11 protein-coding genes are annotated in these 14,583 nt (G+C 65.8%); 10 read left to right on the top strand and 1 reads right to left on the bottom strand.

Annotated elements, in window-relative coordinates; all coding sequences use genetic code 11:
- Window positions 1-31 precede the first annotated feature (31 nt).
- From ACP150_RS03720 to ACP150_RS03690, 7 genes are all read left to right on the top strand, one after another.
- Window positions 32-3,376 (top strand): hybrid sensor histidine kinase/response regulator, encoded by a 3,345-nt coding sequence (locus tag ACP150_RS03720; protein ID WP_424965197.1) that lies wholly within the window; start codon window positions 32-34, stop codon window positions 3,374-3,376.
- Window positions 3,363-4,316 carry a response regulator gene (locus ACP150_RS03715; protein ID WP_424965196.1) on the top strand — a complete coding sequence of 318 codons (954 nt, stop codon included), beginning with the start codon at window positions 3,363-3,365 and terminating at the stop codon, window positions 4,314-4,316. The genes ACP150_RS03720 and ACP150_RS03715 overlap by 14 nt, the downstream gene beginning before the upstream one ends.
- Before the next feature lie 167 nt (window positions 4,317-4,483).
- Entirely contained in the window at window positions 4,484-5,104 is a 621-nt protein-coding gene (gene rpsD / locus ACP150_RS03710; RefSeq protein ID WP_424965195.1) for a 30S ribosomal protein S4, read from the top strand.
- A gap of 87 nt (window positions 5,105-5,191) precedes the next feature.
- On the top strand, window positions 5,192-6,610 hold the full coding sequence (locus ACP150_RS03705; RefSeq protein ID WP_424965194.1) for a homospermidine synthase: 1,419 nt from the start codon (window positions 5,192-5,194) through the stop codon (window positions 6,608-6,610).
- Window positions 6,611-6,619: 9 nt separating this feature from the next.
- Window positions 6,620-7,705, top strand: a complete 1,086-nt coding sequence (gene hisC, locus ACP150_RS03700) for a histidinol-phosphate transaminase (protein ID WP_424965193.1) — start codon at window positions 6,620-6,622, stop codon at window positions 7,703-7,705.
- Complete coding sequence (locus ACP150_RS03695; protein ID WP_424965192.1) at window positions 7,702-8,640, top strand: prephenate/arogenate dehydrogenase family protein; 939 nt, start codon at window positions 7,702-7,704, stop codon at window positions 8,638-8,640. The genes hisC and ACP150_RS03695 overlap by 4 nt, the downstream gene beginning before the upstream one ends.
- The gene (locus tag ACP150_RS03690) at window positions 8,637-9,461 is read left to right on the top strand and encodes an extensin family protein (protein WP_424965191.1); all 825 of its coding nucleotides are present in this window, start codon (window positions 8,637-8,639) and stop codon (window positions 9,459-9,461) included. The genes ACP150_RS03695 and ACP150_RS03690 overlap by 4 nt, the downstream gene beginning before the upstream one ends.
- Window positions 9,462-9,476: 15 nt before the next feature.
- Here the strand turns inward: ACP150_RS03690 and ACP150_RS03685 are convergent, their stop codons facing one another.
- The gene (locus ACP150_RS03685) at window positions 9,477-10,475 is read right to left on the bottom strand and encodes a DUF2125 domain-containing protein (protein WP_424965190.1); all 999 of its coding nucleotides are present in this window, start codon (window positions 10,473-10,475) and stop codon (window positions 9,477-9,479) included.
- 66 nt (window positions 10,476-10,541) lie between these two features.
- Between ACP150_RS03685 and ACP150_RS03680 the strand changes: the two genes are divergently transcribed.
- The 3 genes from ACP150_RS03680 to ACP150_RS03670 all read left to right on the top strand — a co-directional run bounded on the left by ACP150_RS03680 (window position 10,542) and on the right by ACP150_RS03670 (window position 14,538).
- Window positions 10,542-11,084, top strand: coding sequence for a gamma-glutamylcyclotransferase (locus ACP150_RS03680; RefSeq protein ID WP_424965189.1), 543 nt, complete (start codon window positions 10,542-10,544; stop codon window positions 11,082-11,084).
- A gap of 88 nt (window positions 11,085-11,172) precedes the next feature.
- Complete coding sequence (locus ACP150_RS03675; protein WP_424965188.1) at window positions 11,173-12,462, top strand: biopolymer transporter ExbB; 1,290 nt, start codon at window positions 11,173-11,175, stop codon at window positions 12,460-12,462.
- A gap of 3 nt (window positions 12,463-12,465) precedes the next feature.
- The gene (locus ACP150_RS03670; RefSeq protein WP_424965187.1) at window positions 12,466-14,538 is read left to right on the top strand and encodes a peptidoglycan -binding protein; all 2,073 of its coding nucleotides are present in this window, start codon (window positions 12,466-12,468) and stop codon (window positions 14,536-14,538) included.
- Window positions 14,539-14,583: the final 45 nt, after the last annotated feature.

Raw genomic sequence — 14,583 nt, 5'->3', positions numbered from 1 at the left:
GTATGTTGAGACGATTGATCCCGGGGGCCATATGGCAACGCTCTATCGTGCAACTCAGGAAAAGCGGCGCTACAACCGCTGGGTTGCCAATGAAACGATGGAAGATTTCGCCCTGCGCTTCACCGCGCGGCGCGCCCGGCGTTGGTCCTATGCCCGGGTCGCGAATACCGCGATCGGCTCGATCTCGTTTCTGGCGCTGGAGGCGATCGGCGGGGCGCTGACCCTGACCTATGGATTCGATATCGCCATCGTGGCGATCATGCTGGTGGGGGCCTTTCTCTTCCTGACGGCCTTCCCGATCAGCTATTACGCCGCGCGCTACAGCGTGGATATCGACCTGCTCACACGCGGGGCGGGGTTCGGGTATATCGGTTCGACCATCACCTCGCTGATCTACGCGACCTTCACCTTCATCTTCTTCGCGCTGGAGGCGGCGATTCTCGCACTCGCGCTGGAATACTGTTTCGGGGTGCCGCTCGTTCTGGGCTATCTGATCAGCGCCTTCGTGGTCATTCCGCTGGTGATCAACGGGTTCTCGAAAATCTCGGCCTTCCAAGCCTGGACCCAGCCGCTCTGGGTCGTACTGCATATCACGCCCTTCGTGATCCTCGCCTTCGTGGGTTACGACATCGAGGGGTGGTCCAGCTTTCAGGGCAACACGCCAGAGCCGGTGGACAATGCAGGCAAGCTGATCCTGCTGGGCGCGGCCTCGGGCGTGATCTTCTCGCTGATTGCGCAGGTGGGCGAGCAGGTGGACTACCTGCGGTTCCTGCCCGAACCCAAGACCCGGGCGGACAAGCGGCGCTGGTGGGGGGCGCTGATCGTGGCGGGGCCGGGCTGGTCGGTGCTGGGCATGCTCAAGATGCTGGCCGGGTCCTATCTGATCACGCTGGCCATCGCCCATGGTGTCCCGGCGGAGGATGCGACCGACCCCACGCGCATGTACGAGACCGTCTTCAACCAGACGATCAACTCGCCTCTGGTGGTGTTGCTGCTGACCAGCGTTTTCGTGATCCTCAGCCAGCTCAAGATCAATGTCACCAATGCCTATGCGGGCTCCATCGCATGGTCGAACTTCTTCTCGCGGCTCACACATGCCCATCCCGGGCGGGTGGTCTGGCTGGTGTTCAATGTGGGCATCGCGGTACTGCTGATGGAGCTGGGCGTGTTCGGCGCGCTGGAAAAGACGCTCGCGCTTTATTCCCACGTGGCGCTGGCCTGGATCGGGGCGCTCGTCGCGGATCTGGTGGTGAACAAGCCACTTGGCTACAGCCCGCCGGGGATCGAATTCCGCCGGGCGCATCTCTACGACATCAACCCGGTGGGGATCGGCGCCATGGCCACGGCCTGCGTGCTGTCGCTGCTGGCCTATGGCGGGCTGTTTGGCGATCTGGCGGAGGCGACGTCCTCCTTCATCGCGCTGGGCAGCTCCTTCGTTCTGGCCCCGGTGATCGCGGCGGCGACCAAGGGGCGCTACTACATCGCGCGGCCGACGCCGGATGAGATTGCCTCGACCTGCATCATCTGCGAATACTCCTTCGATCCCGAGGACATGACCCATTGCCCGTTCCATACCGGGCCGATCTGTTCGCTCTGCTGCACGCTGGACAGCAATTGCCGCGATGCCTGCAAGCCCCATGCGCGGCTGGCCGACATGTCCAAGAGCATCGTGACCGGGATATTCCCGCGCCCTGTGGCGACCGTGCTGATGTCGCGGATGTTCCGCTTTGCCATGGTGACCTCCCTTTTGGGGGCGGCCTTCGGGGCACTTCTGCTTCTGGTGCGCAGTTTCCAGAATGCCGAAAATTTTGACGCGGTGCTCTGGGTGATCTTCTCTATGGTGATGATCGCCGTGGGGGTGGTCGTCTGGATGTATCTGCTGATCAGCGAGAGCCAGGATCAGGCCCGCGACGAGGCCGAGAAGCAGACCGAGCGCCTGCTTTTCGAGGTGCGCGCCCATGAGCGCACGGATCTCGAATTGCAGCGCGCCAAGGAGAAGGCCGAGGCCGCGAACCTCGCCAAGACCCGCTACATGACCGGGCTCAGCCACGAGTTGCGCACGCCGCTCAACTCGATCTACGGCTTTGCCCAGATCCTCGAAAAGGACCCCGAGATCCCCGAGCAGCGGCGCAATTCGGTCAAGACGATCCGGCGCAGCAGCGAGCATCTGGCCGGCCTGATCGAGGGTCTGCTGGACATCTCCAAGATCGAAGCCGGTCGGCTGGAGATCAGCCGGGACCGCATCGCCTTTCCCTCATTCTTGCGGCAGGTCAGCGCGATCTTCGAAGAAAGCGCGCGCGAGAAGGGCCTCAAATCCTCGCTCACCACCTCGGGCGCGCTGCCCGAATGGGTGAGCTTTGATGAAAAGCGCCTGCGCCAGATCATCATCAACCTTCTGTCCAACGCGATCCGCTACACGCAGGAGGGCGAGGTCGGGCTGCATATCATCTATCGCAACGAGGTTGTGGTGATCGAGGTGCGCGACACCGGGGTGGGCATCGCGCCCGAAGACCTCAAACGGATCTGGAACCCGTTCGAGCGGATTAACACCGTGCGCGAAACCGGCTCGGGGCTGGGCCTGACCATCACCAAGCTTCTGGTCGAGATCCTCGGCGGCGAGATTACCGTGGACAGCACCCCCGGGGTGGGCAGCGTGTTCCGCGTGCGGCTGATGCTGCCGAGCGTCGCCGTGGACACCCATCAGGCGCCTGCGACCACCGGCTCGCCCTCGCGGACCCGGGCGGTGCGGGGCTTTGTCGGGCCACGCAAGACGCTGATGGTGGTGGATGATGACCGCAACCACCTGCAACTGGCCACATCCTTCTTTGACCCGCTGGGCTTTGCCGTGGTCACCGCCGGCAGCGCCGAGCAGGGGCTTGCGATGCTGGATGACATCTCACCGGATCTATTTGTGCTGGATATCGACCTGCCGGGGCAGGATGGCTGGACCCTGGCCGAGAAGCTGCGCTCGGGCGCGTTCCGGGCCACACCGATCGTGATGGTCTCGGGGCATGCGCGGGTCGGCAAACCGCCCCCGCGGGAGGTTGCGCTCTGCGATGCCTTCGTTGCAAAGCCCTACAGCCTCGATGACCTTCTGGTGCGGATCGCCGAGCTTCTGCGGCTCGAGCTGGTGATGACCGAGACCACGGCGCCCACCGGGGTCGCGGTCTCGGAGCTTTCGGATGAGGACCGGCTCGCCCTGATCGAGCTGGCCCGGAACGGCATGGCCCGGGCGCTTACCGAGCGGATCGCGGAGCTGGCCGAGAATGGCAGCTTGCGAGGGTCGATGCTGGTGCGGCTGAACAAGATGGCGGGGCTCTATGACCTGCCGGGGATTGTTGATGTATTGAAGGACACGCGCGATGTTGCCAGCTGATCGGGATCGTCACGATATTGCACTTGTGGTGGATGATGATCCGGATTCTCTCGGCATGGTGGCCTCGGTTCTCGAAGAGAACGGCATCACGGTGATCGTCGCCCGCAGTGGCGCCACCGCCATCGATCTGGCCCGCCGGATCGCGCCGGACGTGGTTCTGATGGATGCGGTCATGCCCGAGATGGACGGCTTCGAGACCTGCCTTCGGATGAAGAGCGGCGCGGACCCGATCCCGGCGCCGGTCGTCTTCATGACGGGGCTGACCGAGCCCGAACATATCTTGAAGGGCCTGAATTCCGGCGGTGTCGACTACGTCACCAAGCCTGTGGTGGTCGACGAGCTGCTGGCCCGGATCACGATCCATATGATCAACGCCAAGATGATCCAGAGCGCGCGCGAAGCGCTCGACACCACGGGCCGCACGGTGATTGCCGTCAATACCAGCGGCGAGCTTGTCTGGAGCAGCCCCAAGGCCCAGGAGGAACTGGCCCGGGGCGGGATCACCTGCGCACGGGAGCTCTTTTCCGGGCAGGCCTTCGGGCAGTGGCTGCGGGCCTGCATCAGCGCGCCGATCTCCAGCGCGACGCCCTACCGCGAAGGGGATTGCGAGATCTCCTATCTTGGCTCGTCACCCTCGCGGGAGATCCTGTTGCGGGTCCGCGCGGCGGCCGAAATGGCACCCGAGGAGCTTCTGGCGCAGGTCTTTCAGCTGACGCCGCGCGAGGCCGAGGTGCTTTACTGGCTCTCGATGGGGAAGTCGAACCGCGACATCGCGCAGATCCTGTCCCTGAGCGCGCGCACCATCAACAAGCATCTCGAACAGGTGTTCCAGAAGATGGGGGTAGAGAATCGCACCTCTGCCGCGGTGCTGGCGGACCGGGTGCTCCATGGCGAGGCGCAGCTGAACGGCGCCGTTATGCAGACCAAATCAGGCGCCTGAGCGCGCCAAATCGCCCCCGGGCCACGCCAGTGCGCGACAGCCGTTGACACCAGAAGGGCGATGCGTATAAGCGCGCCATTCATTGGTGTTGGTGGCCCTCGCAAGAGGATCCCTGTCAGGCCGCAAGGCCAGAGGACAACGCCCTTCACAAACGAAGGAGATCAGCCGTGACCAAACGCACGTCTGCCAAGTACAAAATCGACCGCCGCATGGGCGAGAACATCTGGGGCCGTCCGAAATCCCCGATCAATCGCCGCGAATATGGCCCGGGCCAGCACGGTCAGCGCCGCAAGCAGAAGATGTCCGACTTCGGTCTGCAGCTGCGCGCCAAGCAGAAGCTCAAGGGCTATTACGGCGACCTCACCGAGAAGCAGTTCCGCCGCATCTATGGCGAAGCCGAGCGGGTCAAGGGCGATACCGGTGAGAACCTGATCGGTCTGCTGGAGCGTCGTCTGGACGCCGTGGTCTACCGCGCCAAGTTCGTCGCGACCATCTTCGCCGCCCGTCAGTTCGTGAACCATGGCCATGTCCTGGTGAACGGTCAGCGCGTGAACATCCCGTCCTACCGTGTCAAGGAAGGCGACGTCGTCGAGGTGCGTGAGAAGTCCCGCCAGATGGCAGCCCTGCTGGAGGCAACCCAGCTGCCCGAGCGCGATGTGCCGGACTATGTGGATGCCGACCATAACAAGATGAAAGCGACCTTCGTCCGCACGCCGGGTCTTGCAGATGTGCCCTATCCGGTGATGATGGAACCGAACCTCGTGATCGAATACTACGCACAGAACTAATCCGTTCGCGCATAACCGCTTTTTAGGGCCGCGCGAGACCAGCGCGGCCCTTTTTGTGTTTGCCGTCCAGAGCAGGAGAGCCTCCCCATGTCCGACTACCCCGTCTATGGCCGCATCGACGGCCCCGTGGTGATGATCGGCTTCGGTTCCATCGGGCAGGGGACCCTGCCGCTGATCGAGCGGCATTTCGACTATGACCGCGACCAGTTTCTGGTGGTTGAACCCAAGCCCGAGGGGGTCGAGACCCTCAAGGCGCGCGGTATTCGCCACAAGCAGGTGGCGCTGACGCCCGAGAATTACCGCGACGAGCTGAACGCGCTCTTTCCCGAAGGCAAGGGGTTCTGCGTGAACCTGTCGGTGGACACGTCATCGCTCGACCTGATGAAGCACTGCCGCGAGATCGGCGTGCCGTATATCGACACGGTGGTGGAACCCTGGGCGGGCTACTATTTCGACACGGCCGACAACGCGGCGCGCACCAACTATGCGCTGCGGCAGGCCGTGCGCGACGAGAAGGCCGCGCGTCCGGGCGGGACCACGGCGGTCTCCTGCTGCGGGGCGAACCCGGGCATGGTGTCGTGGTTCGTCAAGGCCGGGCTGATGATGCTGGCCAAGGATACCGGCCATGCCAGCGAGGCGCCCACGACCCGCGACGGCTGGGCTGCGCTCATGCGCGATCTGGGCGTGCAGGGCGTGCATATCGCCGAGCGGGACACGCAGGTGCGCGCCGAGGCCAAGCCCCATCAGGTCTTCGTCAACACATGGTCGGTGGAGGGCTTCATCGCCGAGGGCTACCAACCCTCCGAGATGGGCTGGGGCACGTTCGAGCCCTGGATGCCCGCCAATGCCCACCGGCAGGCGGCAGGCTGCAAGGCCGCGATCTGGCTCGAACAGCCCGGGGCCGACACCCGCGTGCGCACATGGTGCCCGACGCGCGGGCCGCAATTCGGCTTCCTCGTGACCCATAACGAGGCGATTTCCATCGCCGATTACTTCACCGTGGGGGAGGGGGACCACCCCGAGTTCCGCCCGACCTGTCATTATGCCTATCATCCCTGCGATGACGCGGTGCTGTCGCTGCATGAGATGTTCGGATCCGGACAGATCCAGACCGAGCACCACATCTTTGACGTGGATGAGATCACCGACGGCATCGATGAGCTGGGCGTGCTGCTCTATGGGCATGCCAAGAACGCGTTGTGGTACGGCTCGCGGCTTTCGAACGAGGAAACCAAGACGCTCGCGCCCGACCAGAACGCCACCGGGTTGCAGGTCACCTCGGCTGTGCTTGCGGGCATGGTCTGGGCGCTCGAGAACCCGAATGCCGGGATCGTCGAGACCGACGAGATGGATTATGCCCGGTGTCTGGAGGTGCAGCTGCCCTATCTCGGCCCGGTGGAGGGACATTACACCGACTGGACGCCCCTCACGGACCGCGATAGCCCCTTTCCCGAGGACCTGGCATTGGACACGCCATGGGCCTTGCAGAACACCCTCGTCCGCTAAGAGTTTGATATGACACAGATCGCCCCGCAGCCTGGCATTATGGATATCGCGCTTTACGAGGGCGGGGCCTCCCATGTGGCGGGGGTCGAGAAGGTCATCAAGCTCAGCTCGAATGAGAACCCGTTGGGGCCGAGCCCGCGGGCCATCGCGGCCTATACCGAGGCTGCGGCCAACCTGCATCGCTATCCCTCGACCGATCACGCCTCCCTGCGCGCGGCGATCGCCGAGGTGAACGGGCTGGACCCGGCGCGGGTGATCTGCGGCGCGGGCTCGGATGAGATCATCGCCTTTCTTTGCCAGGCCTATGTGGGCCCGGGGGACGAGGTGATCCACACCGAGCATGGCTTTGCCATGTACCGGATCAGCACGCTCGCCGCGGGGGGGACCCCGGTCGAGGTGCCCGAACGCAAGCGCGTGACGGATGTGGACGCCATTCTCGACGCAGTGACGGCGCGCACCAAGATGGTGTTCATCGCCAATCCGAACAACCCGACCGGCACCATGATCGGGGGCAATGCCCTGGGCCGGCTCGCGGACGGGTTGCCCGAGGGCTGTCTGCTGGTGCTCGACGGGGCCTATGCGGAATACGTGCCGGATTACGATGCAGGGCTCGCGCTGGTCGAGAGCCGCGAGAATGTGGTGATGACCCGGACCTTCTCGAAAATCTATGGTCTGGGGGCCCTGCGCGTGGGCTGGGGCTATGGGCCCAAGGCGCTGGTGGATGTGCTCCACCGGGTGCGGGGCCCTTTCAACCTCTCGACCGGGGCGCTGGCCGCCGCCGAAGCTGCCGTGCTGGACACGGATTATACCGACCAGTGCCGGGCCGAGAATGCCAAGTGGCGCAGCTGGCTCGCGACCGAGCTGGCGGCGCTGGGCGTGCCCTCGGACACCTCCTCGGCCAACTTCATCCTCGCGCGCTTTGCCAGCCCCGAGGAAGCCGGCGCTTGTGATACCTTTCTCAAGGCGCGGGGCCTGATCGTGCGACGGGTGACGGGTTACAAGCTGCCCTCGGCCCTGCGGATGACCGTGGGCGACGAGGAAAGCTGCCGCGCGCTGGTCGCGGGGGTCGCCGCCTTCAAGGAGCACAGGCCATGAGCGTGATCTACCCCAAGATCGCGCTGATCGGACTTGGCCTTATCGCAGGCTCGATGGCCCATGCCACGCGGCGTGCCGGGCTCGCGGGCGAGATCTCGGGCTATGCCCGCAGTGCCGAGACCCGGGCGACCGCCGCCGAAATCGGGCTCGTGGACACGGTCTGTGACAGCGCGGCCGAGGCGGTGCGCGATGCGGATCTCGTGGTGCTTTGCGTGCCCGTAGGCGCCATGGGGGTTGTGGCCGCCGAGATCGCTCCGGTTCTCAAACCGGGGGCTGTGGTCACGGATGTGGGCTCGGTCAAGGCCGCTGTGATCGAGGCGGTCGCCCCGCATATCCCCGAGGGAGTCCATTTCATTCCCGGTCACCCGCTCGCCGGGACCGAGCATTCGGGGCCTCGCTCGGGCTTTGCCGAGCTCTTCGACAACAAATGGTGCATCCTCGTGCCCGCCGAGGGGAGCGATCCAGCAGAGCTCGCGCGGCTGAGAACCTATTGGGAAGAGCTGGGCAGCAATGTCGATGTGATGGACCCGGCCCATCATGATCTGGTGCTCGCGGTCACCAGCCATGCGCCGCATCTGATCGCCTATACGATGGTGGGTGTGGCCGATGACCTGCGCCGGGTGACCGATAGCGAGGTGATCAAGTATTCCGCCGCGGGGTTCCGGGATTTTACCCGGATCGCGGCTTCGGATCCGACCATGTGGCGGGACGTGTTCCTGACCAACAAGGCCGCCACGCTCGAGATCCTCGGACGTTTCACCGAAGAGCTGTTCGCGCTGCAACGGGCGATCCGCACCGAGGATGGTGATCACCTGCACGACTATTTCACCCGCACCCGCGCGATCCGGCGGGGGATCATCGACGCAGGTCAGGACACGGATGCCCCGGATTTTGGCCGGGTTCCCACCGCCAAAACCAAGGCTCCGGCGGAATGAGCCTCGGGCGCGGCGCGGTTCTGGCGGCGGTTCTGGCCGCGCTGAGCCTGCCCGCGCTGGCGCTCGACCGGTCCCCCCGCCCGGCACCGCGCACCGAGGAATTGATCCTGTCGCAGGTCGCCGAGCGTTTCGTGCCGGTGCCGCGCCCCGCCTTGCCTCTGGTTGATACGAGCCGGGCGATCCAGGCCGCGAGCCTGCCCAGCTTGCGGGTCTCGCCCCGCCCGACCCCCCGAGGGACCCTGAAACCGCGCCCGGCCCGAGTACAGGTCACCCGCCCGCAGGGCACACCGTCGAAAGTCGGTCGCATCTGCGGCAGTCGTCAGATCCTCGGACGGTCCGTGCCGGACATTGCCGGGCGTCTGCGCGGCTGCGGCGTGCGCAACGCGGTGCAGGTGGTCGAGGTTGAGGGCGTGCGCCTCTCCACCGCGTCGACCATGACATGCGAGGCCGCCGAGGCCCTGCGGCGCTGGGTCGATACGGGCGTCAAACCGGCGGTGAAGCGCACGGGCGGCGGGGTTGCCGAGCTGCGCGTGGCGGCCCATTACAGCTGCCGGACCCGGAACCACAAGGTCGGGGCCAAGATCTCGGAGCACGGCAAGGGCAAGGCGATCGACATCTCGGCCATCATGCTCAAGGACGGAACGGCGATCACCGTCCTCAAGGGCTGGGATGATCGCAAACAGGGCAGGATGCTGCGCCAGATGCATCAGGCGGCCTGCGGTCCCTTTGGCACGGTGCTTGGCCCGGAGGCGGACCGCTACCACAAGGACCACTTCCATTTCGACGTCGCACGCTACCGCAGCGGGCTCTATTGCCGCTGACGGTTTCGGGGACGGCTAGCGCAGGACGAAGCGCGGGGCCTGCCCGAGGGACAGAAAGCCCAGCCGCATCTGCCCGTCACGCAGGGTTAGCGGAATGTCGAGCGAGGTCTCCGGTCCGGACAGTCCGGCCAGCGCCTCCAGCCCGCGCTCCAGCAGGGGCAGGAACGCGCTTGGCACCAGCCCGGAGCGTTCCGCCACCTGCAGGATATCGCGCCAGTTGCTCGCCTTGATCGTCAGCTCGCCACTGGCGCGTCCGCGATCGTCGATCTCAAGCGCCCCCACCGCGCGCAGGCCCAGCGGCCCCCATGCCGCGCGGGCCTCGTTCAGGGTGATCTCGCGGGGCTGGGGGCGGCGCGTTTCAATCGCGTCCAGATCCCAGTCCCGGTCAAACCGCACCACCGCATCCAGGCGCAGGGTCTCCAGAGCAGCGGGCAGCAGCTCGCCGGGATCCAGCCGTCGCTTGATCGCCACGGGCAGGGCAAAGCTCAACACCTCGACCCCAATGTCATAGGTCTGGGGCGCGCCCTCGGTGGCGCGCATGGCCAGCCGCAGGGTCTGGGCCCGAGTCCGGCCGATGCCACTGCTCAGCTCGGGTGCGTCGGCCACGAAGATCGCGCTCTGCAGGGGCAGGCGCGCACTCGCCCCGAGATGCAGAGAGGCCTGCATTTTCGAACTGTCGAGCTGCGACCGGCCCAGCGGGGTCGAGATTGTCTGGGTGTTGGGAAAGACCGCAATCACCTTGTTGGGCTGGTAGCTCAGCGCCAGAAGCTGAAAGAACGGCGCCTCCCAGGCGATCCCGGTGCCCGGATCCGCCAGGGCGGGCTCGGTCAGCACCGTGTCGAACCGGTTGGGAAAGCCGCGCACCTCAAGCTCGGTCCACTCGACCTGCCAGCCTTCGGCGCGGCGATCCTCGAACCAGGCGGTCAGACTGCGTTCCAGCGCCGAGGCGCCAACAAACCAATAGGCGAACCATCCCAGCGCCGCTGCGGCACAGATTCCCAGGAGCCATTTCATCGGGGTTTTCCCTTCCCTCGGAGCACGTGCTGCTGTTTAACCGCGCGCAGCATGGAGGACCAGAGAATGGACGCGCCCCTTTGGGTCTTTGGATACGGATCGCTGATCTGGAACCCGGAATTTCCGGTGGCCGAGCAGGGGATTGCCCGGCTCGACGGATGGCACCGGTCCTTTTGCATGCGCTCGATCCACCATCGCGGGACCGAGACCGACCCCGGACTGGTCTTGGCGCTGGACACCGCGCCCGACAGCTATTGCGACGGGGTGGCCTTCCGCGTGGCCCCGGGCACCGAGGCCGAGACCATGGCCGCCCTGCGCGAGCGCGAGCTGGTTTCGTCGGCCTATCTGGAGATCACCGCCCCGGTGACCCTGCGCGATGGCCGCGCCGTGACGGCGGTGACATACGTGGTCGATCAGACCCATGTGCAGTATTGCGGGAACCTGCCTTTGGAGGATCAGGCGCAGATCATCGCCCGTGCCGTGGGCGGGCGGGGACCCAATACCGAGTATCTGCGCAACACCGAGTCCCATTTGCGCGAGATCGGATTGCGCGATCCGGACTTGGCCTGGCTGGTCGCACGGGTCGAGGAATTGCCCTCAACTCTTTGACCTGAGCCGGAAAACAGGTATGTCGCAACTTGCAATAGGAGACGTAGCGCGTATCGTTTCCGCAAGACCCGGCAAAAAGGCTTCGAGAATGGACACTCCGGAACCCCGCGCGCGACGCTTGTTCGGTCGCCCGACACGTCAGTTCCTGCTGATGCTGATGGTGCTGGGACTTGTCGGGGCCGGAGGCTGGCTAGCCTATCCGCGGGTCGCGCCGATCTTTCTCGCCAATCCCTATCTCAACGGGGTGATCGTTCTGGTCTTCGTGGCCGGGGTGATGTCCTGCCTTCTGCAGCTACTGCAATTGTCCTCGGCGGTGCGCTGGATCGAGAATTTTGCCAATGGCGTGCCGTCTGCCTCGCGGGTGACGGCACCGCGGCTCGTGGGCTCGCTGGCAGGGCTGCTGGGGTCGCGCAAGGCGCGGATGCAGCTCAGCGCGAACTCCTCGCGCTCGATCCTCGACTCCGTGGCCACCCGGATCGACGAGGCGCGGGATATCACGCGATACATTGTCAATCTCCTGATTTTCCTCGGGCTTTTGGGCACGTTCTATGGCCTTGCGACGACTGTCCCCGCGGTGGTCGAGACGATCCGCTCGCTCGATCCGTCCGAAGGCGAGGGCGGTGTGGCGGTCTTTGGCCGCTTGATGACCGGGCTCGAGGCACAGCTGGGCGGCATGGGCACGGCCTTCGCGTCGTCCCTGCTGGGGCTGGCGGGCTCGCTTGTGGTCGGGCTGCTGGAGCTCTTCGTCGGACATGGGCAGAACCGGTTCTACCGCGAGCTGGAGGAATGGCTGTCCACCATCACCAAGGTCGGCTTTGCCTCCTCCGAGGTCGAGGGCGGCGGCTTCGACATGGATATCGTGGCCCAGGTTCTGGACCACATGGTGGCGCAGATTGAATCCCTGCAGGACCTCTTCGTACAGGCCGATGAACGCGCGACCCGGCTGGACCAGAGGCTGGTGGGCGTGGCGCAATCGGTGACCTCGCTGACCTCGCAACTGGGGCGAAACGACCAGACGACGGCGGCGCTGGAACGTGTCGCCGAAAGTCAGGAGCGGCTGGGCAACCTGCTGGAACAGCAGATCACATCGGGCCATGACGGGATCGACGCGGAAAGCCGGATGCGCCTGCGCAGCATCGATGTGCAGCTTCTGCGGATCCTCGAGGAGATGTCCGCCGGGCGGCAGGAAACCGTGTCCGAGCTGCGCGGTGATCTCGCCTCGCTCAACATGACCGTGAAGCAGGCCGCGCGCTCGGGCGTCAGCGACCCGACCGCGGTGGCTGCCGAGGCCCTGCGCACGGTTCTGCACGATGATTTCGATCCCGAAGAGGCCGTGTTGCGCGCCCGTCGCCCCGTTGACCCCAACGATGAGCGCTGATCCATGGCCGTGACGCGCCGGTTCAACCAACGCTCCACGGGCAATATCTGGCCGGGGTTCGTGGATGCGATGACGGCGCTGTTGCTGGTGCTGTTCTTTGTTCTGACGATTTTCATGGTCATGCAATCGGTGCTCAGCGAGCAGATCGAGGTCAAGGATACGGAGCTCGACAGCCTCACCGCGCAACTCTCGGATCTGGCCGATGCGCTGGGGCTCGAACGCACGCGGACCCAGACCCTGTCAGAGACGGTGGGCGCGCTCTCGGCGACGCTGGATGATGCCGAGGCGCAGGCGCTGGCGCAGGACACGCTGATCGCGACGCTGACGGCGCAAATCGATACGGCAGAGGCCGCGATTGCCGAGCGCGACGCCCGGATCTCGGGGTTTGAGGATCGGGTCGCGGCGCTCTTGTCCGAGAACCAGTCCCTTGGCCAGACCCTGTCGGACCGCACGGGCGAGCGCGACAGCCTGTCGGCCAGCCTGGCCGAAGTGGAGGCCGCCCGCGACGTGGCACTCAGCGAGGCCGAGGCCCTGAACCTCGCCCTGGCGCGCATGCGCACCGAGATGGACAGCCAGGTCGAGGCCGCGCGTCTCGCCGCGGCGCGGTCGGACGCGCTGGAGGCGCTGGTGGCGGATCTGCAGGCGGAACAGGCCGCGCAGGAAACCCGGCTGAGCAGCCTGCTTGCGCAGATCGCGGCGGCGGAGGCGGATCAGCTCGCCCTGCGCAGTGCCCTGTCCGATGCGGAGATCGGGTTGGAAAATGAGGCAGCCCGGCGAGCGGCCCTTGAGGCGGATCTGGCCAGCCAGACCGAGGCCTTTGATGCGGCGGAGTTGGCCCGGCTCGAAGCACAGGCGCGGCTTGCCGAGCTGCGCGAGACCGTGGCCGATCAGGCCGCAGCCCTCGACGCGGCCGAGCTGTCCCGGCTGGAGGATCTCGCCCGGCTGGAGGAGTTGCGCGCCACGGTGGCGGATCAAAGCGTCGAGCTGGACGCGGCAGAGGCCGAGCGCCTGGCGGAACTGGCCGCCGCCGAAGCCCTGCGCGCCCGGTTGGATACCAGCGAGGGCGCGCTGAGCGAAGCCGAAGCAGCGCGCTTGGCCGAGGCCGCCGCGGCCGAAGCGCTGCGCGCGCGGCTTGAGAATGCCGATGCGGAACTGACCGCGATGACCCTCGCGCTGGAGGAGCGTCGTCAGGAGGCGGAGGACACGCTGACGAAGCTCGCCGCCGCCGAACTCGCGCGGGAACAGCTGTCTGGCGAGTTGGCCGACGCGAGCGCCCGGGCGGAGGATCTGTCCCAGCGCCTGACCGCGGCACAGCGCGACCGGCTTTTGCTCGGGTTGGCGCAACGGCAGCTCAGTCAGGTCGAGGCGCAATCGGCCGAAGACGCCCGGCGCGTCGCCGTCCTCAACGAACAGGTCGCGGCCCTGCGGTCGCAGCTCAACGGGTTGCAGGGGCTGCTGGATGTCGCCAACGCCAAGGATGCCGAGGCGCAGGTGCAGATCCAGGCGCTGGGGACCGAGCTGAACACTGCGCTTGCCCGGGTGGCTGCGGAACAGCGCGCCCGTGCCAATCTCGAAGAGGCCGAGCGCCTGCGTCTGGAGGCCGAGGCGCAAAACCTCGAACGGTTCCGCTCGGAATTCTTCGGTCAGTTGCGCGATCTTCTGGGCGATCAGGAGGGAGTGCGGATCTCAGGGGACCGGTTTGTGTTCTCGTCCTCGGTGTTGTTTGACACCGGCGCGGTCGAGCTTTCTGAGCAGGGGCAGGCCGAGGTGGCCAAGGTCGCGGGCATTCTGCGCGAGGTGGCGGATCGGATCCCGTCAGGGATCGACTGGGTGCTGCGGGTCGACGGCCATACGGACAATGTGCCGATCTTCGGCGGTGGCAAATACGCGGATAACTGGGAGCTGAGCCAGGGCCGGGCCCTGTCGGTGGTACGCTATATGATCGAGGATCTCGGCATCCCGCCCGGGCGTCTCGCGCCCACGGGCTTTGGAGAATACCAGCCCGTGAGCCTTGCGGACACACCCGAGGGACGCGCGCTCAACCGTCGGATCGAGCTGAAATTCACCGAGAAATAGGCGCGGCGGAGGCCACAAAAAAAGCCCGGTCGTTGGACCGGGCTT

Source organism: Dinoroseobacter sp. S375, assembly GCF_049800775.1.
Classification (GTDB): Bacteria; Pseudomonadota; Alphaproteobacteria; order Rhodobacterales; family Rhodobacteraceae; genus Dinoroseobacter.
This window is presented reverse-complemented; position numbering and strand designations above follow the sequence as displayed.

Bases quoted from the DNA above. Each gene is read 5' to 3' on its own strand.
- hisC (WP_424965193.1), top strand. From the start codon at position 6,620: ATGACACAGATCGCCCCGCAGCCTGGCATTATGGATATCGCGCTTTAC.
- ACP150_RS03715 (WP_424965196.1), top strand. From the start codon at position 3,363: ATGTTGCCAGCTGATCGGGATCGTCACGATATTGCACTTGTGGTGGAT.
- ACP150_RS03675 (WP_424965188.1), top strand. From the start codon at position 11,173: ATGGACACTCCGGAACCCCGCGCGCGACGCTTGTTCGGTCGCCCGACA.
- ACP150_RS03690 (WP_424965191.1), top strand. From the start codon at position 8,637: ATGAGCCTCGGGCGCGGCGCGGTTCTGGCGGCGGTTCTGGCCGCGCTG.
- ACP150_RS03670 (WP_424965187.1), top strand. From the start codon at position 12,466: ATGGCCGTGACGCGCCGGTTCAACCAACGCTCCACGGGCAATATCTGG.
- ACP150_RS03680 (WP_424965189.1), top strand. From the start codon at position 10,542: ATGGACGCGCCCCTTTGGGTCTTTGGATACGGATCGCTGATCTGGAAC.
- ACP150_RS03720 (WP_424965197.1), top strand. From the start codon at position 32: ATGGCAACGCTCTATCGTGCAACTCAGGAAAAGCGGCGCTACAACCGC.
- ACP150_RS03685 (WP_424965190.1), bottom strand. From the start codon at position 10,475: ATGAAATGGCTCCTGGGAATCTGTGCCGCAGCGGCGCTGGGATGGTTC.
- ACP150_RS03695 (WP_424965192.1), top strand. From the start codon at position 7,702: ATGAGCGTGATCTACCCCAAGATCGCGCTGATCGGACTTGGCCTTATC.
- ACP150_RS03705 (WP_424965194.1), top strand. From the start codon at position 5,192: ATGTCCGACTACCCCGTCTATGGCCGCATCGACGGCCCCGTGGTGATG.